Below are 21,971 nucleotides of genomic sequence, written 5' to 3' on the forward strand. Positions count from 1 at the left end.
GCGACGGTCAGTAAGCCTGGCTGTCGCTGACCTGCACCGCCGCTTGCAGCGGCGCCGGTAGTGGGTTGCTGTCACGCGTGGTCAGGTGTTGCGGCATGAGCGTGACCAGCGTGCGCTGCAGCGTGAGGTTTTCCGAGTCCGGGCCGACCCACACCTTGAACTTGCCGGCATCGACGTCCCAACTGTCGGTGTTCTGCACGAAGTACGCCAGCGAGCGCGAGTCGATCGGCAAACTCACGGTCTTGCTCTGGCCCGGCTCCAGGTACACCTTGGTAAAGCCCTTGAGCTCCTTCTTCGGGCGGTCGACTTGCGGGGCGATCGGCTGAATGTACAGCTGCGCGACCTCAAAGCCCGCCTTGTCACCCGTGTTGGTCAGGGTGAACGTGGCGTTCACGGTGTTGCCCGGGGTCATCACATTGGTCGAGAGCTTCAAGTCCGAATAGCCGAACGTGGTGTACGACAAGCCGAAGCCGAACGGGTACAGCGGTTTGGCGTGCTTTTTGTCATAGCCGCGGTACCCCATGTAAAGCCCCTCGCTGTAGTCGATCTCGGTCAGCGGGTTGTCGCCACGGTAGGCGGCCGGGTCCGGGTAGGACGCGTAACTTGGGTTGTCTTCGATCTTCTTGTCGATGGTCACCGGCAGCTTGCCCGACGGGTTCACCTTGCCATAGAGGATTTCAGCCAGTGCCTGGCCGCCCTGTTGCCCCGGGAACCAGGCATGCAACGCTGCGCCAACCTTCTTGGCCCACGGCTGCATGTCGGCCACGCCGCCGCCATGGGTGACGACGATGGTGTTCGGGTTGGCCTTGGTGACGAATTTGATCAACTCGGCCTGCTGGTCCGGCAGCGCGTAGCTGTGGTCGGAGCCTTCACCCTCGTTCTCGTAGTTGGTGCCTGCGGCGATCACCACGGCATCGTAGCTGGCGATGTCCTTCGGCGGTCGCAGGGACGCCCAGCTCATCTGAACGCCTGCCAGGCCGCCCAGTGCCGGCGTGAAGTTGCCTTGCACACGGCGGTATTCAAGCTTGACGTTGTAGGACTTGCCCGCCACCAGGGCAGCGCTCTTGCCCGAGGTGGTCAGCGCGTTGACCACATCAGAGGAGTACGGCACGCCGTCGCTCTGCACCACCAGCTTGCCATCGACCCAAAGCTTGTAAGGGCCGTCGGCGCGCACCTTGAATACATGCGCACCCGAGACGGTCGGCTTGATCGTCGCACTGAAGCGCGCGGAGAACGCCCCCGCTGTCGGGCTGAAGCCGGACACGGCAGTGGTGCCGGTGCTGGTTTCGTTGGTGCTGGTGGTCCAGTTGAGGTTCACGCCCGGCTCGATGCGGGTCAGTACCGGGTTGCCGCTGAGGCTGGTGTTGCTGAAGTACTCGGCCTTCACACCGGCATTGCTGACGCCGCTGCCGGACGAGGTCGGCTGGTACCAGACGGCCGCCTTGGGGTTCAGGCTCAACGCCGACAGGTAAGTGACATTGGCGCTGTTCGACGCCAGTTGCTGCAGCCCGCTGAGTTCGGTCACGTAGCTGTTGGGTGGCGAGTTGGCGGTACCGAACGGCGTGGCAGGCGCCTGGTTGGCCCAGTCGCCGATCACTGCGATTCTGGCGGTACGCGCCAGCGGCAGCAGCGGCTTGCCAGCAGCGGTATCGGCGTTGCGCAGCAGCACGATGCCTTCACGTGCAGCGTTCAGCGAGGCGCGCTGGCCATACTCGGTGTGCTCCAGCGTCTTTGCCGTGTTGAGGTTTTCCTGGAAGTCGTAGCTGACCACGGCGCGCAGGTTGCGCTTGACCTTGTCGTCGATGACGTTCTGGGTCAGCTGGCCGCTCCACAGGTACGGCAGCAGGTTGGCCTCGGTGAACTGCAGGCCCGAAGGCATGTCCAGGTCGGTGCCCGCCCATGCCCCCTTGAACGGGTCGTGAATGGCATTGAAGTCACTGATCACGGTGCCCTGATAGCCCCACTCGCCTTTGAGCACCTCGGTGATCAGGTGGTGGTTTTCGCAGGCGTAGTCGCCGTTGACCTTGTTGAACCCGCACATGATCGACGCCACGTTGGCGTTCTTGACCATCGACTCGAAGCCGGGCAAGTACAGCTCACGCAGCGTGCGTTCATCGGCCACGACATTGACCGCCTGGCGATTGGCCTCCTGCTCGTTGGCCAGGTAGTGCTTGCCGCTGGCCTGGATCCCCTGGGCCTGGATGCCGTTGACGATGGCCGGCGCCAGCACCGCGCCAAGGAACGGGTCCTCGCCACTGACGTATTCGGCCGAACGCCCGTTGTAGGGCGTGCGGTACAGGTTCACCCCGGGCGAGAGCATCTGCTGGCCGCCGGAAATACGCGTTTCATAGGCAATGGCCAGGCCGAACTCTTTGGCCCGGTTGATGCTCCAGGTGGCGGCCAGGGCCGACTGCGAAGGGTACTGTGCGCCAAAGGTGGCGTTATTGACATGCACGCCCATGGACGAGTCGTACGCCACCGTGCCCTGGATACCCCACTTGAGCAGCGACGGGATCATGTGGCCGTCGTTGACCCGGGTGAAATTGATCTTCTCGGCCTGGTTCATGTTGTCCAGGATGGAGCTGACCCGGGCCTCCACCTCGTTGCCGGTGGCCGGCCCGGCCGCCAAAGCGCCCGAGGCCTGCATGACGCCGAGCGCCATCAGGCTCACGGCCTGTTTGAAATGTTTCACGGGTTGAATCCTCAAGAACAGAATGGGAGCAGGCAAACCTGCGGCCTTACGGCTGGCTGACCAGCGCCGGCGCATCAGCGGTGTCTACCGGCGCGTCGACAAAGGCATTGGCATCAGTGGCGCCCTTTGCAACATCGCTGACACCGGACAGTTGTTCACGCTGGCTGTCCAGTTGTTCACGGGCTTCATAAGCCGCTGTACCGGAAGTGGCGCCGTTTGTATCTGCGAAGGCACTTGGCACAGTGGCCAGCAATGCCGAACAGGCGAACGGCAGCAGTAGTCTATTCATCGAATAGTTCTCGAAAAAAGAATGCAGGAATTAGCGGGCCGCAAACAGGGCCCGGCCGGCGCGTAAGTCTGGGCAGTTAACTGAAAAGTTCAAGCGCTCATGAAGTGCACAGTGGGCAACGCATCAAAAAACCAAAAAAACCACGCCAAATAACATCGAAATATAAAGAATAGAATTACATTAAACACATGCTAAGAGCAAAAATGTATTCGTAGATTCCAATATTTATTGTAATCTTGGTTTTTTAATGCTTTTTTTGAGTATTTATGGCAAACATTCACCTTCAACTAAACCTAGTTGCAATTAGGTTTAGCGGGGTGGTATGCTTCCGAGACCGCTGAGAACAGCCAACTAATTCACACTGAACAAACCAAAAATATAGGCTGTTGCAACGGTTAAAATTCCAAAGTATTCTCCGGGCCACCTCAGGTCTGACAAGTAGTAAAGTGCCGCTATATAGCCAGCACTTGCACTAAGCCATCATGATGAAATCAACTATTCCTTCTGCTGACGATATATGTGAGTGGCTGCTCAATGCTGGCGCATTGCAACCGGCTGATATGAATCGTGCTGCACGCCTGGGCGTGGCGCAGGCAATGGGCGAACATGAAAAACTGCGCACCTTGCTGCGCCTGGGCGCTGTAAGAGAGCAGCAAATGGCCGCGGCCTACGCCGAGTTGCTGGGCGTGCCCAGGCTTGACGGGCAGCGTGTCGACACCGCGCCTGTGGCCACTGAACGCTTTGCCCGCCACTACGGCGTGGTCACCCTCAGTGAAAGCAGCAGCCACTTGCAGGTCGCCGCCGCCGTGCCGCTTTCGGCCTACGCGCTGAACGCACTCGGTTACCAGGCGGCAAAACAGGTAGAGCTGGTGGTAGGGACCAGCGACGAGATCACCGCTCTGATCGAACAGGCCTACGGCGAAGGCCGCTCGGCCATGGGCGCGCTGATCCAGACCCTGGACGACGACAGCATCGACGAAGGCGACATCGAACAGCTCAAGGACATGGCTTCCGAGGCGCCAGTGATCCGCCTGGTCAACCTGATGCTGCAACACGCCGTCGACCGTCGCGCTTCGGATATCCACGTAGAACCTTTCGAAACCCAGCTGAAAGTGCGCTACCGGGTCGACGGCGTGCTGGTCGAAGGCGAAGCACCACCGGCCGGCTACGCCGCGGCGGTCATCTCGCGGCTGAAGATCATGGCCCGGCTGGATATCGCCGAGCGCCGCCTGCCGCAGGATGGGCGGATCATGCTGCGCATTCAGGGCCGCGAGCTGGACTTGCGGGTCTCGACCGTGCCGACCAGTTTCGGCGAGTCGGTGGTGATGCGCCTGCTGGACCGGCAAACCGTGAGTTTCGACTTCGCCAGCCTGGGCATCCGTGGCCCCACCCTGCACAGCATCGAGCATCTGCTGGCGCGCCCCCATGGCATCTTCCTGGTCACAGGGCCCACCGGTTCGGGCAAGACCACCACCCTTTACACCGCGTTGTCGGGCCTGAACACCGCCGAACGCAAGATCATCACCGTGGAAGACCCGGTCGAATACCAGCTCACCGGCATCAACCAGATCCAGGTCAAGCCTGCCATCGGCCTGGGGTTTGCCACGGCATTGCGCTCGATCGTGCGTCAGGACCCGGACGTGATCATGATCGGTGAAATGCGCGACCTGGAAACCTGCCGCATCGCCATCCAGTCATCGCTGACCGGGCACCTGGTACTGTCGACCCTGCACACCAACAGCGCCGCCGCCAGCATCACCCGCCTGCTGGACATGGGCGTCGAAGGTTACCTGCTCGCCTCCACCCTGCAGGGCATCCTTGCCCAGCGCCTGGTGCGCCGCCTCGACCCGGCCACCCGTATCGCCTTCCAGGCACCGACCGAACTGGTCGAGCGCCACCAGTTGGCCCGCTATACGCAACAGCTTCCGATCATGCTGTACCGCCCAGACGAGCAGGCGCCGGGCGGTGGCTACCATGGGCGCAGCGCGATCACCGAACTGCTGGTCATGGACGAAGACCTGCGCGGCATGCTCATGCGCCAGACCGATGCCGCCACACTCGAGGCCCACGCCCGTCGCAACGGGCTGGTGACCCTCTATGAGGACGGCCTGCGCCAGGCCCTGGCCGGCGTCACCTCGCTTGAAGAAGTGCTGCGCGTCACGGGTGGTGATTGAGGTGCCGACCTTCTCCTACACCGCGCTCGACAGCGAAGGCCGCAAGCAGCAAGGCGAACTGGACGCCAGTGACCGTGACCACGCCGCTCGCCAGTTGCAACGGCGCGGCCTGCTCATCCTGCAGCTCAGGCAGGGCAGCCGCCTGCTGCGTTCGGGCAAGGCGCGCAGCGTATTCCAGCCGGTGGAACTGATCACCATCACCCAGCAGCTCACTACCCTGCTCAGCGCCGGGCAACCGCTGGACCGGGCGCTGGGCACCGTACTGAAGAACGTGCGCAGGCCCGCCGCCCAGGCCGTGCTGGAGCGTGTGCGCGAGCAGGTCAAGGCCGGCTTGCCGCTGTCCCAGGCGCTCGAAGAACACCCCGGCAGTTTCTCACCGTTCTACACCAGCCTGGTGCGGGCCGGCGAGGCCGGCGGTGTACTCGAAGTGACCCTTGCCCAGCTTGCCGGCTACCTGGAACAAAGCCACAAACTGCGTGGCGAAGTGATCAACGCGCTGATCTACCCGGCTTTCCTGGTGATCGGTGTGGTCGGCTCGCTGGCGCTGCTGCTGGCCTATGTGGTGCCGCAATTCGTACCGATCTTCCAGGACCTGGGCGTGCCCATCCCGCTGGTGACCCGCGCCGTGCTGGCCATGGGCGAGTTCGTCAATGCCTGGGGGCTGGCCTGCCTGCTGACGCTGCTCGGCGCCAGCTGGCTTGGCCTGGCCGCACGGCGTGACCCGCGCAGGCGCATCGCCCAGGACCTGCGCCTGTGGCGCAACCGCCTGTTCGGCCCGCTGCTGCAGCGCCTGGAAACCGCACGCCTGGCGCGCACCTTGGGCACCTTGTTGAGCAACAGCGTCACCCTGCTCGGTTCACTGGCGATCGGCCGCGAAGTCAGTGCCAACCATGCCCTGCGCGAGCTTGTGGGGCATGCCACCGAGCAGGTCAGGCAAGGCAGCAGCCTGAGCCTTGCCCTGTCGGCAGAGGCCCTGTTGCCGGAGCTTGCCCTGCAGATGATCGAAGTCGGTGAGCAGTCGGGCACCCTCGGCGCGATGCTGATCAAAGTCGCCGATGTCTACGACCTTGAAGCCAAACGCACCATCGATCGCCTGCTCGCGGCGCTGGTGCCCACCCTGACCATCGTCATGGCGGTGATGGTGGCGGCAATCATGCTCGCCATCATGCTGCCGCTGATGAGCCTTACCAGCAATATCTAGGAAACCGCCCATGCCCTCCAAGCAACGCTTCAACGCCCGCCAAGCGGGCTTCACCCTGCTCGAAATGCTTGCCGTGATCGTGCTGCTGGGCATTGTCGCGACCATCGTGGTGCGCCAGGTCGGCGGTAACGTCGACAAGGGCAAGTACGGTGCCGGCAAGGCGCAGTTGGCCAGCCTGAGCATGAAGGTCGAAAGCTATGCCCTGGATGTCGGGGCGCCGCCGGCAACCCTTGAACAACTGCTAAAAAAGCCGGCCAACGCCAGCCGCTGGGCCGGGCCGTATGCCAAGCCCTCGGACCTGGTCGACCCCTTTGGCCATGGTTTCGCTTACCACTTCCCCGGTAGCCACGCCAGCTTCGACCTGATCTTCCTCGGCCAGGATGGCGCGGTCGGTGGCGAAGGCTACAAGGCCGACGTGGGCAACTGGGAATAACCATGGCAGCCCGCCCGCCCCGCGAACGCGGTTTTACCCTGTTCGAACTGCTGATCGTCATCGTCCTGGTCGGCGTTGCCACGTCGATCCTGGCCGTTGGCATTGGCCGGGGCATGCTGGTGGCCCATGAGCGCAGTGCATTGGCAAACATGGTGTCGGCGCTGCGTAGCGCGCGCGTGCAGGCCATTGCCAGCGGGCAACCGGTGCGCGCGAGCTTCGACCTGCAGCGCAGGCAGGTGCAGGCACCCGGGCGCACGCCCCAGGGCTGGCCCGAAGACTTCACCGTGCGCCTGCAGACGGCCCGCGGCCTGGGGGCGGGCTTTGAGTTCTACCCCGATGGCGCGGCCAGCGGCGGCAACATCCTGATCAGCCGCGGCCAGGCGCGTTGGCGCATCGACGTCAGCTGGCTCACCGGCAGCGTGCAAGTGCGGGAGTTGCCATGACCGGTCAGCGCGGTTTCACCCTGCTGGAGATGCTGGCAGCAATTGCCCTGCTGGTGGTGGCCTCGAGCATCCTGCTGGGCGCATTCGCCCAGAGCAGCCGCTCACTGGCGCAGGTAGAGCGCAGTGACCGCCACAATGCGGCGGCGCGTTCGCTGCTGGACGACTTCGACTTGGGCCCGCTTGCCGTGGGCCAGCAACGGGGTAGCTGGCAGGGCATCGACTGGGTGCTGGACGTCACCCTGGAGCAGGCAGTGCCCACACGCCTTGACCTGTACCGGCTGGACCTGACCCTGAGCGAGAGCGGGCACACCTGGCGCTACAGCACCCTGCGCGCACGCGCGCCAGGCAGTGAAACATGAAACGCCAGGCAGGCTTTACCCTGCTGGAGATCCTGGTGGTCATCAGCCTGCTGGGGTTGCTGCTGGGGCTGGTCGGCAGCGCCCTGGTGGCGGCCAACCGCTCAGTGGCAAAGGCCGAGCGCTACAGCGCCCGGCTCGATGAACTGCGTGCAACCCAGCGGTTCCTGCGCCAGGCGCTGGGCCAGGTGTTGCCATTGACCGCAGCGACCGGCCAGGGCGCCCACACCGCAACATTCGAAGGGCAAAACGACACAGTGGTGTTTTTCGCCCCGCTGCCAAGCTCTGTAGGTGGAGGTATCTACCGCCAGCGCCTGCAACTGCGCCAAGGGCACCTGGAGATCCGGTTGGCCAGGCTGCAAGGCCAACGCCTGCAGGCCTGGGGCGAGCCCCAGCGCTTGCTGGATGGGGTCAAAGGGCTGCACCTGAATTACCGCGGCTACTCCCCGCTGGGCAAAGCCACCGGCTGGATGCCCCAGTGGCCGTGGCCAGAGCGCCTGCCCCAGGCAGTGCGCGTGGCGGTGCAACTGCAAGGCACTCAGGCCTGGCCACTGCTGCAGGTCAACCTGCTGCTTGACCTGTCCGGCGACGGTGGCCGGCCATGAGCCGCCAGCGCGGCGCGGCCCTGTTGCTGGTGCTCTGGGTCGTCGGTTTGCTGAGCGTGCTGCTCGGCGGTTTGGCAGTGTCGGTCCAACTGCAGCAGCGCCAGGCCCGCTGGCAAGGCAACCAGACCCAGGCCGGGCTCGCCGCCCAGGCAGGCTTCAACCTGGCCGTGGCCAACCTGCTGCGCGGCGGCCAGGCGCGCTGGCTCGCCGATGGCCAAGTCCACGTGGCCCACTTTGCAGGCAGCACGCTGCACATCAGTGTGGTCAGCGAACGGGGCAAGCTGGACCTCAACGCAACACCTTCAACGAGCCTGGCAAAACTGCTGCGTGCCAGTGGCGCCACCGCCGAACGCTCGAAAATCATCACTCAGGCTTTAAGGACGAGGCGCAACCAGGTACCCCTGCGAATGCTCGAAGAATTTCGCGAACTGCCCGGCATGAGCTACGCCGTCTATGACCGTGCCCTGCCCTTCATCACCGTCTGGTCGGGCAATGCCCAGCCCGACCCCAGCCTGGCATCACCCACACTGGCCAGTGTGCTGGGCCTGCCCCACTATCACGGCCCCGCGCCGGATGGCGGGCCGATCCTCACCGTCACCAGCCAGGCCACCTTGCCCGGCGGCTTTCAGTCACGCCTGAAGGCAACCTTCGTGCTGCTGCCGGCCTACGCCGGTGGCAAGCCTTACCGGGTATTGAGGTGGCAGGATTGATCCGCCTGGCAAAACACTGTGCGGCACGCTGGGGCAGCCAACAGCAGCTTTACCAGGCACGCTGGCGGGCCAGCCGTGCCCGGCACTGGCTCAGCGCATGGCGCGCCGAGCTGCTGGGCATGCTCCCGCAGGCGGTCGCCGCGCGCCTTGGCAACGGTAATACGCCGCAGGTGCTGCCATGGCCGTTGCCTGCCGACTGCCAGCACAGTCAGCCTGCCGTTCTGCTGCTGCCTGCCTCGCACGTGCTGACGCAGCACATCGAGTTGCCCGTTGCCGCCACGCGCAACCTGATGCAGGTGCTGGCCTACGAAATCGATCGCTACACGCCGTATACCGCCGACCAGGTCCATTTTGTCGCCCGCGTGGCGCAGCGCCGCGCACCACAGGCCCAGGTTGAACTGGTGGCCATCGCACGCAGTACCCTGGACACCCTGCTGGTTGCCTGTGGCGAACAGGGTGTGCACCTGGTCGGCATCGATGCACTGGACGCCCGCGGCGAACGCCTGATGATCGACTTGCTGCCGGCCGAAAGCGCCCGCACGCGGTCACGCCCAGGCCAGTTGGGCCGGTGGCTGTGGCTTAGCTGCGCAGCCTGTTGCGTAATGCTTGGCGCAGCCTGGCTGGAGCGCCGCCAGGGCGAGGTTCTGGCCATGCAGCGCGAAGTGGCGGCACAACGCGAGGCCGCCCAGCAGGTGCAGCACTTGCGCCAGGCCCTGGACACCACGCTGGGCGCCTCGACCTACCTGGCCAGCCTCAAGGCACAACGCCCCACTGTCACCGCGCTGCTGGCCGACCTCACCGCCTGCGTGGGCGACGACACCTGGATAGAGCAGCTGGAAGTGAGCGATGGCACGCAGGTGACGTTCACCGGCCAAAGCGAACGCACCAGTGCCTTGCTGGCGCAGGTAAAGACCTGCACCACGCTTGAGCACGCGCAGTTCAAAGGCATCATCCAAGCCGACAAAACCACGGGCCGCGAGCGCTTTTCCATCACCGCCCAGCTCAGCCAGGAGGTGCCGCATGCGCCCACTCACTAGCAGAGAACGCAAGCTCTGCGCCTTGGGCGTGCTCGCGCTGTTGCTTTGGCTGGCCTGGTACCTGGTGTTCGAATGCCTGCTGCTCGCCCCCCTGCGCAGCCTGGACGCGCAAGCCCAGACGTTGCGCGAGCAGCAACGGCGCTATGCCAGCCTAATGCTTCAGCAACCTGAACTGCAGGCCCAGTTGCAGCGCAGCCGCAACGACCCCGCCCAACGCAACAGCCTGCTGCCGGGCGAAGACCCCAACGCCGTAGCCGCCGACCTGATGCAGCGTGCCGTCGATCAGGTGAAGGCGCAGGCGCACGTCGGCCCCGGCTGCGATATCACCCAGCGCATGCCCATCGCCCCCGCCGAGCAGGGCCAGGCCGAGCCTTATCGCCCGGTCAAGGTCAGCCTGACGCTGGCCTGCGCCATCGAACCGCTGGCGGCCCTGCTGCATGCACTGGAGTACGGCCAGCCCAGCCTGTTCATCGACCAGCTGAGCATACGCCGCGGTGCTGCGGCGCCAGCCAAGGGGCCTGCCGGGCGACTGGAAGTCCACCTGCTGATACGCGGTTACCTGCACGCGCAGCCAGCAGAAGGAAGCGACTCATGATGCGTGCGGCTAACCTGGTGCTGCTGGCTGCCAATGTCAGTGCCCTCGCCGTGGTCGCCTGGATGCTTGTCGCGCCAAACCCACCGCAGTGGCTGCCGGCGCAAAAGCCTTCAGCAACGCCCGCCCACCAGCCACCCGCGCCACTGGCCGAGCTTGCCCAGCCAGTGCGTGCCGCCACCTGGGCGCACCCGATCTTCAGCGTTGACCGTCAGCCCGACCCACAACAGCAAGGCCAGCACAGCCCTGCATTGGCCAACCTGACGCTGACCGGCGTGGTGCTCGACGGGCCGTCGCGCTGGGCCTACCTGCGCGAAGGCCGCAAACCAGCCAGCAAGGTTGCGCTGGGCAGCACGCTGACAAGCGGCTGGACCCTTACCCGGCTGACGGCGCTGAGCGCAACCTTCACCCGTGCCGGGCAACAGCACACCCTGAGCATGCCACTGCTGCGCCTGCCGCCGCCGTCCAAGGCCTCCGCCATCACTCTTCCGCGTATTGAAACCCCATGACCATGCAAGCTCCTTCACGCCACCCATTCCCTACTCTGCGTGCGCCATTGCTCGGCCTGAGTGTCGCCATCGCCCTGGCCGGTTGCGCCACCACGCAACGTGACCTGCACACCGACCCGGCGCTGCTGCAGCAAGCCTTCAACGGCGCCGACGCCCCAGCACCTGTGGTCACCAGCCTCGAGCCCGCTGCCGCGCCCGCTGCAACGGCCCCGCGCACCGCGCCTGGCCGGCAGATCATCACCGGCAACCAGCGTTTCATCCGCAAGGCCTCGGCAACGCCCCCCGCCGCGAAGGATGAGCAAGGCGATATCGTGTTCAACTTCACCGACCAGCCCATCGAGGCGGTGATCAACAGCGTCATGGGCGACCTGCTGCATGAAAACTACAGCATCAGCCAAGGCGTCAAAGGCAGCGTCAGTTTCTCCACCTCAAAGCCGGTCACCAAGCAGCAGGCACTGTCGATCCTGGAAACGCTGCTGTCGTGGACCGACAATGCCATGATCCGCCAGGGCGAGCGCTATGTGATCCTGCCGGCCGACAAGGCCGTCGCCGGCAAACTGGTGCCACAGGTGCCGGTCGCCCAGCCTGCCACGGGCCTCGCCGCCCGGCTCTACCCGCTGCGCTACATCGGTGCCAGCGAGATGCAGAAGCTGCTCAAGCCCTTCGTGCGTGAAAATGCCTTCCTGCTGGTCGACCCGGCTCGCAACGTGATCAGCCTGGCGGGCACCCCCGATGAACTGGCCAACTACCAGGACACCATCGACACCTTCGACGTCGACTGGCTCAAGGGCATGTCGATTGGCGTTTACGGCCTGCAACGCGCCTCGGTGGCCGAGCTCATGCCGCAGTTGCAGAAACTGTTCGGGCCCGACAGCGGCATGCCATTGTCGGACATGGTCAGGTTCATGCCCAACGAACGCACCAACTCGATCGTCGCCATCTCTGCGCAACCGGAGTACTTGCAGGAAGTCGGCGACTGGATCCGCACCATCGATGAAGGCGGTGGCAACGAGCCACAGCTGTTCGTGTACGACGTACGCAACATGAAAGCAACTGACCTTGCCCGTTATCTGCGCCAGATCTATGGCTCGGGGCAGATAACCGACGACAAGGCGGCCAGCGTCGCGCCAGGGCTCAAGACCACCAGCCTGACCTCGCTCAACGGCACCGGCGGCCAGTCGGCCCAAGGCCTGGGCGGCACTGGCATGAGCACCCAGGCCAGTATCGGCCAGGCGCCATCGGAGGATGACTACGAGGACACTGAGCAAACCCAGGCCAGCAGCGCCGAGCCGGGCGACGGCTCGGCCAAGAGCCTTGAAGAGTCGGTGCGCATCACCGCGCAGAAAAGCAGCAACCAGCTGCTGGTACGCACGCGGCCAGCCCAGTGGAAAGAGATCGAATCGGCCATCAAGCGCCTGGACAGCCCGCCGCTGCAGGTGCAGATCGAAACACGCATCCTCGAAGTCAAGCTCACCGGCGATCTGGACCTGGGCGTGCAGTGGTACCTGGGCCGCCTGGCCGGCAATTCGTCCAGCACCACCGTCGCCAACGAAAGCGGCAGCCAAGGTGCACTGGGTGCCGGTGGCGTCGCGCTGGGCAGCGCCTCGATGTTCTACTCCTTCGTCAGCAGCAACCTGCAGGTGGCCCTGCGCGCGCTGGAAACACGCGGCCTGACCCAGGTACTTTCGGCCCCCTCGCTGGTGGTGCTGAACAACCAGCAGGCGCAGATCCAGGTCGGCGACAACATTCCGATCAGCCAGACCACCGTCAACACCAGCGACTCCGATACCACCCTGAGCAGTGTCGAATACGTGCAGACCGGTGTCATTCTCGATGTCGTGCCCCGGATCAACCCCGGTGGCCTGGTGTACATGGACATCCAGCAGCAAGTGAGCGACGCCGACGACAGCGCCGTCACCACCACCCAGCCCAACCCGCGCATTTCCAGCCGTGCGGTATCGACCCAAGTGGCGGTGCAAAGCGGCCAGACGGTACTGCTGGGGGGCCTGATCAAGCAGGACAACGGCCAATCCGATACCCGTGTGCCGGGCCTGTCGAGCATACCCGGGCTGGGCTGGCTGTTCGGCAGCACCTCCAAGAGCCGTGACCGTACCGAGTTGATCGTGCTGATCACGCCAAGGGTCGTGAACAACCCTGAACAGGCGCGCCAGGTCACCGCGGATTATCGCCAGCAGATGCAGGTGCTCAGGGAGCAAGCAGCGCTGAACAGATAGAGAACGAACCGTGCATGGTTCCCTACTGGGCCCTTGCCGGTTGCATGTCACTGCGCATCCGTGCAAGGGTAAAAAAGGAATCCCAGTTACAAACAAAGGAAGCGAAGTACCCCATGCCAGGAATCACACGTATCCATCGCTATTTGCGCTCACTGTCTGCAAACCGATCTGCAGCCAGTGGGCGTGAAGTCAAACAAGGCGCCCGAGCTGCCTCGAAGCTCGCAGACATCCTCTGCACTCCCCGCTCTGCCCCCCCTTATTTCTACGTCGCGCCGGTGCGCGGCCCTGTCGATCGCATGCCCCCTACCTGACAGCTCAAGCAGCGGTTTTTTCGCAATGCTCGCTTGTACCCGTCTGCAAGCCGAGATGAATCACGATTCACCAAGGGGCAATACCGAATGATCTTTTTTCAGGGCAAACGCATTTTCAGCGCCATCTTCGATATGGATGGCACCATGTTCGATACCGAGCGCCTGCGCTTCAAGACGTTGAAACAAGCGTCGCTGGAAATTGCCGGCAAAGCGCTGAGCGAACAAACGTTGATCGGCTCGCTGGGCCTGAGCGCGAAGAAAGCCGAGGCCCTCGCCAAGGCCCACAACGGTGACGACTTCCCGTACGCCCAGATCCGCCAGCGCGCCGATGAGCTTGAGCTGGAGTACGTGCGCAATCACGGCGTACCGATCAAGGCCGGCTTGCTGGAAGTGCTGGAGCGGCTACGCAAGTCTGGCCTGACCATGGCGGTCGCCACCTCCAGCCGCCGCGCCATCGCCGAGGAGTACCTGATCAATGCCAATGTGCTCAAGTATTTCGACATCACCGTGTGTGGCGACGAAGTCAGCCAAGGCAAACCCCACCCCGAAATCTTCCTGCGCGCCGCCACCGCACTCAATTGCGAGCCGAGCCAGTGCTTCATGGTCGAAGACTCGGAAAACGGCATGCTTTCGGCCATCCGTGCCGAAGGCCAGGCGATCCTGATCGAAGACATCAAGCCGCCGGCCGCTGAAGTCAAAGCGGGCGCGCTGAAAGCCTACCGCAGCATGAATGAATTCCTCGCCGACTTGAGCGAGTGCGTGCCTGACCTGGGCATGCCGCAGCTTGAAGAGCCCTTTCCAGCGTCACTGAACCAGTTCCGTGTCGGCATTCACGGGTTCGGCGCCATCGGCGGCGGTTACCTGACCCAGGTGTTTTCCCATTGGGACGGCTACACCCGGCCATGTGAAATCATCGCCGCCACCCGTTCGCGCATGCTGCGCGAGACCGTTTCTGCGTTTGGCCGTTACAGCGTGCGTTACGGCGCCACCTCGTTCGACCAGACCATCGAAAATGTGCGCATGATCGACATGGACGATGCCGAGGCGGTGATCGACATGTACAACGCGGCAGAAATCATCGGCCTGAGCCTGCCGGAGCAGGCCATCCGCAAACAGGCCAAGGTGATTGCCCAAGGCTTGCTGCGACGCTTCGAGCGCCGGGGCCGTGACCTGACCATCCTGATCGTGCTGAACAAGATCGGTGGCGCCGCGTTCGTGCGCCTGCACGTGCAAGCGGAGCTGGAATTGCTGTGCACGCCGGACATCACTCAACAGATCCTGCAAAAGACCCATTTCGCTGAAACGGTGGTCAGCCGCATCGTGTCCAAGCTCAGCAACGAGGCGTTGGTCCGCCAGTTGCGCATCAAGTCGCAAATGTTCCAGAACAGCCTCGACGACGAGCCTGCACCGGCCAGCAAACCATCCGCGCCGGTACCTGAATACGAGCGCCTGATCTGTCGATTCCGGCCCTTCGCGCAGTCCAGCAACGCGATGAGCCAGCTGCACCTGATCCTGTTCAACAGCGAGCCGGACATGCCGTTGTATGTGGAGCGCGGCAGTGACCTGCTGGAGCGTCTGCGCCAGGTGAAAACGGTCGCCGACATCGCCCAGATCCAGGTCATCAAGAACCGCTTGTGGAACGGCCCTCACGCCATCATTGCCTGGTATGCAAGCCTGCTGGGCTATGACTGGGTTGGCCAGGCCATGGGCGACGACCGGGTCAGTGAACTGGCCGAGCGCCTGATCGGCCAGGAAGTCGCGCCAGCGCTGGTGGCTGAGAATGCCGACATGGCAGAGGCGGTGCGCGATTTTGCCAGCACCTTCCTGGAGCGCTGCAAAACGTCGTTCAAAGACCCTTGTGCCCGTGTGGGGCGCGACCCCCTGCGCAAGCTTCAGCGCAACGAGCGCATCCTGAGCAGCATCGACCTTGCCCACAAGCACGGCATCGAAACCCCCGGCCTGGCTTTCGGGGCAGCACTTGGCATTCACTATGCGTTGCGCTGCAAAGACAGCAAGGACCTGGAAGCGCAGACCATCAAGCGGCTTTACCAGGACAATGGCGAAAGCGTCGAGGCTGTGCTTACCCACAAGGGCGATTACAACGGCAAGCCTTACCCGGGGTTGGACCCGGTTGGCGACGCGGCGCTGATCGAGGCCATTGCAGGGAATTTCAGGCAGTTGCAGCAGGAGCAGGATTCGGTGATGTACGCGGCGCAGTGAGGCCTGGTTCGTCGTGATATGCAGACGCCCTTGAGAGCGAGCGCCGCCCGCGCGGCGCTCGCTCTCAAGGGCGTCGAAGCGCTCAAGGCATGCAAAGGCCGAGAAAAACCCAAAATCCGATCGACCTCTCACGCCCTGTCGGCGTCCGATGAACTGCACGTGCGAATTCACTCAAGGGCAACCAGGAGGCCAATCGCTCATGAACGATCGCATCATCGAATTTTTCACCGACACCACAGTGTTCGGTATTTCCATCCTCAACCTGCTGCTGGCGCTGGCTGTCGCCGCCCTGACCTTCCTGGCCACCCGGGCGGCCATCAGTTTTTTGCTCAGGCGGGTGCAACGCTGGTCCGAGCATGACGGCGCGCTGAGCCAGGTAATGGCCAAAGTGCTGTCCGGCACCAGCAACTTCCTGCTGTTCCTTGCCTCTGTGCTGGTAGGCCTGAGCATGCTCGACCTGCCCGAGCGCTGGCTGAGCCGGGTGGGCAGCCTCTGGTTCGTGGTGGCGGCGCTGCAGATCGGCTTGTGGGTCAACCGTGCCATCGGCCTGGGCCTTAACCGTTACTTCGCCCGGCACAGCACCGCGGGCCTGAACCAGGGCAGCGCCCTGGCCACCCTGGCGGGGTGGGGCGCACGGGTGCTGCTGTGGTCGGTGGTACTGCTGGCCATGCTGTCGAACCTGGGCGTGAACATCACCGCCTTCGTCGCAAGCCTGGGCGTGGGCGGCATTGCCGTTGCGCTTGCCGTGCAGAACATCCTCGGCGACCTGTTCGCCTCGCTGGCGATTGCCGTGGACAAGCCGTTCGAGGTGGGCGACTTCATCGTCATCGGCGCACTGGCCGGCACCGTCGAGCAGGTCGGGCTGAAGACCACGCGCATCCGCAGCCTGGGCGGTGAGCAGATCGTCATGGCCAACGCCAGCATGATCAGCAGCACCATCCAGAACTACAAGCGCCTGCAGGAGCGGCGCATCGTCTTTGAGTTCGGCCTGTCTTACGACACCCCGACCGAGGCCGTGAAAAAAGCCCCGGCCATTGTCGAAGAAGCGATCAAGGCACAAGAGCAGGCGCGTTTCGACCGCGCCCACTTGCGCGGTTTCGGCAAGGAGGCGCTGGAGTTCGAATGCGTCTACATCGTCAAGGACCCAGGCTACAACCTCTACATGGACATCCAGCAGGCCATCAACTTCCGCCTGCTCGAACGGTTCTCCAGAATCGGCGCAACATTCGCGGTACCGGTGCGGGCGATCAAGGTCACAGCGCTGCCGCACGGGGCCGATGCCCTGGGCCAGGGCATCGAGGGGCGGGGCTTCAAGGAGGCCTGAGCGGCACTTGGGCTCTGGCCGCTTTCAACCGTGCCTGCGCAGGGCTTCGACCAATTGGGCCTTGGTCATGCTGGAGCGCCCCTTGATGTCCTTGCTGCGGGCCTCCTTCATCAGGCTTTCCTTGGTCTGGGTCTGCAGGGACGAGCCTGATGCGCGGGCATGGCCCTGACGGGTTTTGGCAGCACGCCTGGCGGAATCAGAACGCGCGGTGCTCTTTTCGCCGGGCGTGGTCTTCTTGCCTGAGCCCCCAGCTTTCTCGCCACCTCCGGACTGCTTGTTGACGGTAGCCCATGCGCGAGCCTCGGCCTCATCCTTGGAGACCCCCTTATGTTCATAGCTTTCTTCTATGTGCTCAGCCTTGCGCTTTTGCTTTTCGGTGTATTTGTCCTTGTCTCCACGTGGCATGACATTGACTCCTCAGTGGTTGGAAGGCCGGGCTGCAGGCACAACCTTGAGACCCTGTGATTTTGAGAGCGTGGGACCGTGAATGTTCACCGTGGCATGCCAAACTGGGCAGAGGGCCTGCGCCGAGCGAAGCGAATCAAACTTTTATCCGCCTATGGGCTCTTCTGAAAGACGCTGACCGAACAGCCCTGCCCCCGTCAGCCAAAAGGACTTGCCATGACGACCCACGCCATGCAACAACCAGCCGGCGCCTCTGCGCAGGAGCGCTTCTACAGCACCGACCTCCCGGCCCGGCTCGACCGGGTGCCTTGGACGCGTTTTCATACCTTGCTGGTCATGGCGCTGGCGACGATGAATTCGGCCGTGGCGGCAGAACGACGGCCACTTGAACACGTGGCCAGGCCCCTGTCGCAAGTGAGCGATACCTGACCCATTCGGAGACTTTATGCTGCGCGCCTTTGAACGACGGCTCGACCCTTTCCCACCCGACGAGGCTCCACCACCCCCGGTTGGCCTGTTGCGCTTCCTGTGGGCCTGCACGCGGGGGGCTCGCGGCTATGTGCTCGCCCTTGCGCTGCTCAGCGCCGGGGTGTCGATCTATGAAGCCTGGCTGTTTTCCTTCCTGGGGCAGGTCGTCGACCTGCTTTCGGCCTGGCAGGCGGGCGGCGCAGCCGATGGGCAGGAAACCCGGGTGTTGTGGGGCATCGCCATCGTATTGCTGACCAGCATAGGCCTGGTGGCGCTGCGCACGATGGTGCAGCACCAGGTACTGGCAATCAACCTGCCGCTGCGGCTGCGTTGGGACTTCCACCGGCTGATGCTGCGTCAGAGCCTTTCGTTCTTCTCTGACGAGTTCTCCGGCCGGGTCACCACCAAAGTGATGCAGACGGCCCTGGCGGTGCGCGAGGTGTTGTTCACCATCATCGAGATCGCACCGGGCATCGGCGTGTATTTCATCGCGATCATCGCCCTGGCCGGCGGCTTCGACCTCAAGCTGATGCTGCCTTTCATTGCCTGGGTCGCGCTGTTCGGGCTGGCCATGCTGTACTTCGTACCGCGCCTGGGGCAAGTGGGGCAGGAGCAGGCCCACGCGCGTTCGTCGATGACCGGGCGAGTGTCGGACGCCTACACCAACATCACTACGGTGAAGCTGTTCTCGCACTCCAAGCGTGAAGCGCACTTTGCGCGGGCGGCCATGGAAGACTTCAAGCTCACCGGTTTTCGCCAGATGCGCCTGGTCAGCCAGTTCGAGATCGTCAACCAGGCGCTGGTGGTCGGCCTGATCGCTGGCGCTGGCGGCTATGCCCTGTGGCTCTGGCACCAGGGCGAAGTGGGCACGGGCGCCGTTGCGGCGATTACCGCCATGGCACTGCGGGTCAACGGCATGTCGCACTGGATCATGTGGCAGATGACTTCGCTGTTCGAGAACATCGGCACCGTGCAGGATGGCATGGAAACCCTCACGCGCGGCCCGAAGGTGCAGGATGCACCGAACGCCGGGGTGCTCAAGACCACTGGCGGTGCAGTGGACTTCGACAATGTCAGCTTCAACTACAACGGCGAACGTCAGGTGCTCGATGGCCTGACGCTGCACATTCGCCCAGGCGAAAAGGTCGGCCTGGTGGGCCGTTCCGGTGCGGGCAAGTCCACGCTGATCAACCTGCTGCTGCGTTTTTACGACGTCGACAGCGGCGAAATACGCATCGATGGGCAGAACATTGCCAAGGTCACCCAGGACAGCCTGCGCAGCGCCATCGGCATGGTCACCCAGGACACCTCCCTGCTGCACCGTTCCATCCGCGACAACATCGCCTACGGCCGCCCCGATGCGACCGAGCAACAGATCCGCCGCGCCGCAGCCAACGCCCAGGCCGACGCATTCATCGAGCAGCTCAGCGACCGGCAAGGCCACAGCGGCTATGACACCTTGGTGGGTGAACGCGGCATCAAGCTTTCAGGCGGCCAGCGCCAACGCATCGCCATCGCCCGGGTCATGCTCAAGAACGCCCCGATCCTGCTGCTCGATGAAGCCACCAGCGCGCTGGATTCGGAAGTCGAGGTCGCCATCCAGGAAAGCCTCAATGAAATGATGGAGGGCAAGACGGTCATCGCCATCGCCCACCGCCTGTCGACGATCGCCGCCATGGACCGGCTTATCGTCATGGACGAGGGGCGCATCATAGAACAGGGAACCCACAGCGAACTGCTCGCCAGGAACGGCACCTATGCCAGGCTGTGGCAGCACCAGAGCTGTGGTTTCCTGGGTGAGGATCAGGGCGTGGCCGAGGCCATGGAGTAAGCCATGGGCCGTACACGCATTGCCCTTGCCCTGGCGCTGGCTGTCAGCACCGCTGCGCTCGCCGAGCAGCCGTTGCGCCTGCAACAGCTCAAACGCTGCGGCGACTTGCTGAACAGCCAGCAGCAAACCTGGTGCCTGCGCGTGCAGGGGCTTGGCCAGGCCACACCGCAACTGCTGCTCAGCGGCCAAGCAGTGGCCCCGGAGCGTGTCCAGCGCCAGGGTGATACCTTGCGCCTGCAACTGGACGGCACGGCCGTGCAAAGCGGCCCGCTGTGGTTGCAGGACGGCCCGCGTGCCAGCAATGCCGCCTGGCTTACCCTGCGCAACAACCATGTGCTGGCCGCAGGGCCCAAGGAAGTGGCCAGGAACATGGATGGCCTGGCCACCTATGTCGACCTGGTCAGCGTGCTGATAGAAGAGGACCACGACGGCCGCCAGGAAGCCGAACGTTTGGCGCGCAAATACGGGGCCAAGGTGGTGGGCAGCATCGCTCCTCTGAACCTGTATCAGTTGCGCCTGCCCGCCCAGGACCTGGTGCAGCGTGACGCGCTGGTGTTACGGCTGGGCGGTGAAACCAGCGTGGATGCGGTGGTGGTGGAGGAATCGGCGCCCGAAGAGGCAGAACACGCCGCCCCCAAGGCGCCGGGGGCCAGCAAGCCTGCGCAAGGCTCGGACGAATGGGCTGCCAACCGCTTCCTCGATGCGGTGCACTACTACCAGCGGCGCATCCCGGGCCGCCAGGTGCCGGTGCTGCCCACCCCGGTTCGGGTCGGGGTGATCGAACGCAATGTCGACTTCGATACCGCAGATTTCGCAGACTACCTGGGCGCCTGCGAGGGGCACCGCACTTGCGTGTATGCCCAGGATGCCAGCAAGCCGGACAACCACGGCACAACCGTCGCCGGCATTCTCGCCGCCGGCTGGGATGACGGGGGCAACACCGGCTTCCTGCGGGGGCTGGACAAGGCGGCAGGTGGCTTCGAGGTGATTGTCGAACGCAACTCCGATGCCGGTATCACCGCCAACATCGCCGCATCGGTGAACCTGGTCGAGGACGGCGTGCGCGTACTCAACTGGAGCTGGGGCATTCACCGCGTCGGTGCGCGCAACGTGCAAGGCGATGAGGTGGATTCCCTGCTGCGCTCCGGGATTGCCATGGGCGGCTATGAAGAGCTGCTCGAGGAGTTCTTTCTCTGGCTGCGCAAGGCCCATCCGGATGTGGTCGTGGTCAACTCGGCCGGCAACGGCGCCTCGTTCTCGGGTACCGACGAGTACCGCCTGCCCTCCTCCTTCATCACCGAACAACTGCTCGTGGTGGGCGGCCATCAACGTAGCGGGCAGGCTTCTGTCCCTGTCGAGTCACCGAACTACGCCGTCAAGCGCAGCACCTCGAATGTAGACATGCGCGTCGACATCACCGCCGCAGCCTGCGCCCACGCCTCGACCCGCCAGGCAGGCCAGCCCGGCGCGGTGCATTGCGGCACGTCCTATGCCACCCCGATGGTCACCGGCCTTGTGGCCGCGATGCTGTCGATCAACCCGCAGCTGCAGCCCGAGCAGCTACGCATGCTGCTGCGCCGTAGCGCCATGACCATTGGCGGCAACCACGACTTCGAACGAGAGGACGCCGAAGACCTTACCGCACCGATCCTGCCCTCCGAGCGCAACTTTCAGTTGCATGACCGGGACGTGGGGCGTTCTGCGCGGCTGGACATGCAAAAAGCCCTGGAGCTTTCGGTACAAAGCCGTGAGCGGGTGCGCTGAGCATCACCCAGAACATCCGCGCTCACGGCCTCGATCATGTTGCCTTTTTCTCCACATCCCTGGGCGGCTTGGCCGGCCCTTGGGGATCAACCTGCGGGTCGTCCAGATCCGGTGAGTCCGGGTCAAAGCCCAGGTCATCCTCGGCGTCGGCGTGCTCGGACGAGTGCGGCCCCTTGCCTCGCGCGGTTTGCTGCGCGGTGGAATCATGCGCCGTACCGCTTGAGCCGTCTGGCCGACGGGCATCGTTGTCCCGCTCTACTTCACCTTGGCCCTTTGCCTGGCCTGCTTTTTCAGGCGCTAGCGTGGTTTGCGTCTTCATTGCCCCTCCTCAACCTTTGGCGTGATGCAGCGCTGGCAGCCCCACCGGGGCAAC

Annotated in this window: 19 protein-coding genes and 1 pseudogene; 16 read left to right on the top strand and 4 right to left on the bottom strand. The window is 64.0% G+C overall.

The window, feature by feature from the left end:
- Nucleotides 1-7: 7 nt before the first annotated feature.
- A complete protein-coding gene (locus tag BLX42_RS06030; protein ID WP_256671923.1) occupies nt 8-2,662 on the bottom strand; it encodes a glycoside hydrolase family 3 protein in 2,655 nt (884 codons plus the stop codon).
- A gap of 76 nt (nt 2,663-2,738) precedes the next feature.
- Nucleotides 2,739-2,981, bottom strand: coding sequence for a hypothetical protein (locus tag BLX42_RS06035; RefSeq protein WP_161871366.1), 243 nt, complete (start codon nt 2,979-2,981; stop codon nt 2,739-2,741).
- Between the two features lie 482 nt (nt 2,982-3,463).
- Between BLX42_RS06035 and gspE the strand changes: the two genes are divergently transcribed.
- The 13 genes from gspE to BLX42_RS06100 all read left to right on the top strand — a co-directional run bounded on the left by gspE (nt 3,464) and on the right by BLX42_RS06100 (nt 17,130).
- Nucleotides 3,464-5,155 (top strand): type II secretion system ATPase GspE, encoded by a 1,692-nt coding sequence (gspE, locus tag BLX42_RS06040; protein ID WP_161871367.1) that lies wholly within the window; start codon nt 3,464-3,466, stop codon nt 5,153-5,155.
- 1 nt (nt 5,156) lies between these two features.
- Nucleotides 5,157-6,356, top strand: coding sequence for a type II secretion system F family protein (locus tag BLX42_RS06045; protein ID WP_161871368.1), 1,200 nt, complete (start codon nt 5,157-5,159; stop codon nt 6,354-6,356).
- Nucleotides 6,357-6,366: 10 nt separating this feature from the next.
- Nucleotides 6,367-6,789: a type II secretion system major pseudopilin GspG gene (gene gspG / locus BLX42_RS06050; protein ID WP_046785525.1), complete on the top strand. Its 423-nt coding sequence runs from the start codon at nt 6,367-6,369 to the stop codon at nt 6,787-6,789.
- A 2-nt stretch (nt 6,790-6,791) separates the two neighbouring features.
- Nucleotides 6,792-7,232: a GspH/FimT family pseudopilin gene (locus tag BLX42_RS06055; RefSeq protein WP_046785526.1), complete on the top strand. Its 441-nt coding sequence runs from the start codon at nt 6,792-6,794 to the stop codon at nt 7,230-7,232.
- Nucleotides 7,229-7,591 carry a type II secretion system protein gene (locus tag BLX42_RS06060; protein WP_161871369.1) on the top strand — a complete coding sequence of 121 codons (363 nt, stop codon included), beginning with the start codon at nt 7,229-7,231 and terminating at the stop codon, nt 7,589-7,591. The genes BLX42_RS06055 and BLX42_RS06060 overlap by 4 nt, the downstream gene beginning before the upstream one ends.
- On the top strand, nt 7,588-8,193 hold the full coding sequence (locus tag BLX42_RS06065) for a prepilin-type N-terminal cleavage/methylation domain-containing protein (protein WP_161871370.1): 606 nt from the start codon (nt 7,588-7,590) through the stop codon (nt 8,191-8,193). Before BLX42_RS06060 ends, BLX42_RS06065 begins: the two co-directional genes overlap by 4 nt.
- Nucleotides 8,190-8,903, top strand: a complete 714-nt coding sequence (locus BLX42_RS06070) for a general secretion pathway protein GspK (RefSeq protein WP_161871371.1) — start codon at nt 8,190-8,192, stop codon at nt 8,901-8,903. Before BLX42_RS06065 ends, BLX42_RS06070 begins: the two co-directional genes overlap by 4 nt.
- Entirely contained in the window at nt 8,891-9,940 is a 1,050-nt protein-coding gene (locus BLX42_RS06075) for a type II secretion system protein GspL (protein WP_161871372.1), read from the top strand. The genes BLX42_RS06070 and BLX42_RS06075 overlap by 13 nt, the downstream gene beginning before the upstream one ends.
- Nucleotides 9,924-10,535, top strand: coding sequence for a type II secretion system protein GspM (gspM, locus tag BLX42_RS06080; RefSeq protein ID WP_161871373.1), 612 nt, complete (start codon nt 9,924-9,926; stop codon nt 10,533-10,535). Before BLX42_RS06075 ends, gspM begins: the two co-directional genes overlap by 17 nt.
- Complete coding sequence (locus BLX42_RS06085) at nt 10,532-11,041, top strand: general secretion pathway protein GspN (RefSeq protein WP_161871374.1); 510 nt, start codon at nt 10,532-10,534, stop codon at nt 11,039-11,041. The genes gspM and BLX42_RS06085 overlap by 4 nt, the downstream gene beginning before the upstream one ends.
- A complete protein-coding gene (gene gspD, locus BLX42_RS06090; RefSeq protein WP_161871375.1) occupies nt 11,038-13,275 on the top strand; it encodes a type II secretion system secretin GspD in 2,238 nt (745 codons plus the stop codon). The genes BLX42_RS06085 and gspD overlap by 4 nt, the downstream gene beginning before the upstream one ends.
- 398 nt (nt 13,276-13,673) lie before the next feature.
- Nucleotides 13,674-15,806, top strand: coding sequence for a bifunctional mannitol-1-phosphate dehydrogenase/phosphatase (mtlD, locus tag BLX42_RS06095; RefSeq protein ID WP_161871376.1), 2,133 nt, complete (start codon nt 13,674-13,676; stop codon nt 15,804-15,806).
- Between the two features lie 199 nt (nt 15,807-16,005).
- Nucleotides 16,006-17,130, top strand: coding sequence for a mechanosensitive ion channel family protein (locus tag BLX42_RS06100; RefSeq protein WP_161871377.1), 1,125 nt, complete (start codon nt 16,006-16,008; stop codon nt 17,128-17,130).
- A 24-nt stretch (nt 17,131-17,154) separates the two neighbouring features.
- Here the strand turns inward: BLX42_RS06100 and BLX42_RS06105 are convergent, their stop codons facing one another.
- Nucleotides 17,155-17,535: a termination factor Rho gene (locus tag BLX42_RS06105; RefSeq protein WP_119688785.1), complete on the bottom strand. Its 381-nt coding sequence runs from the start codon at nt 17,533-17,535 to the stop codon at nt 17,155-17,157.
- 216 nt (nt 17,536-17,751) lie between these two features.
- Here BLX42_RS06105 and BLX42_RS06110 point away from each other — a divergent pair, with 216 nt between their 5' ends.
- Genes BLX42_RS06110 through BLX42_RS06120 form a run of 3 tightly spaced genes read left to right on the top strand, consistent with a single transcriptional unit; the run spans nt 17,752 to nt 21,598 of the window.
- Nucleotides 17,752-17,964 carry a hypothetical protein gene (locus tag BLX42_RS06110; RefSeq protein ID WP_196998024.1) on the top strand — a complete coding sequence of 71 codons (213 nt, stop codon included), beginning with the start codon at nt 17,752-17,754 and terminating at the stop codon, nt 17,962-17,964.
- A 16-nt stretch (nt 17,965-17,980) separates the two neighbouring features.
- Nucleotides 17,981-19,834 carry an ABC transporter ATP-binding protein gene (locus BLX42_RS06115; protein ID WP_161871378.1) on the top strand — a complete coding sequence of 618 codons (1,854 nt, stop codon included), beginning with the start codon at nt 17,981-17,983 and terminating at the stop codon, nt 19,832-19,834.
- Between the two features lie 3 nt (nt 19,835-19,837).
- Nucleotides 19,838-21,598 (top strand): S8/S53 family peptidase, encoded by a 1,761-nt coding sequence (locus tag BLX42_RS06120; RefSeq protein WP_161871379.1) that lies wholly within the window; start codon nt 19,838-19,840, stop codon nt 21,596-21,598.
- 34 nt (nt 21,599-21,632) lie between these two features.
- Here the strand turns inward: BLX42_RS06120 and BLX42_RS26825 are convergent.
- Nucleotides 21,633-21,773: pseudogene (locus tag BLX42_RS26825) on the bottom strand (DUF6021 family protein); the annotation flags it as partial.
- Nucleotides 21,774-21,971 lie beyond the last annotated feature (198 nt).

Source organism: Pseudomonas sp. SG-MS2 (assembly GCF_009933855.1).
Lineage (GTDB): Bacteria > Pseudomonadota > Gammaproteobacteria > Pseudomonadales > Pseudomonadaceae > Aquipseudomonas > Aquipseudomonas putida_E.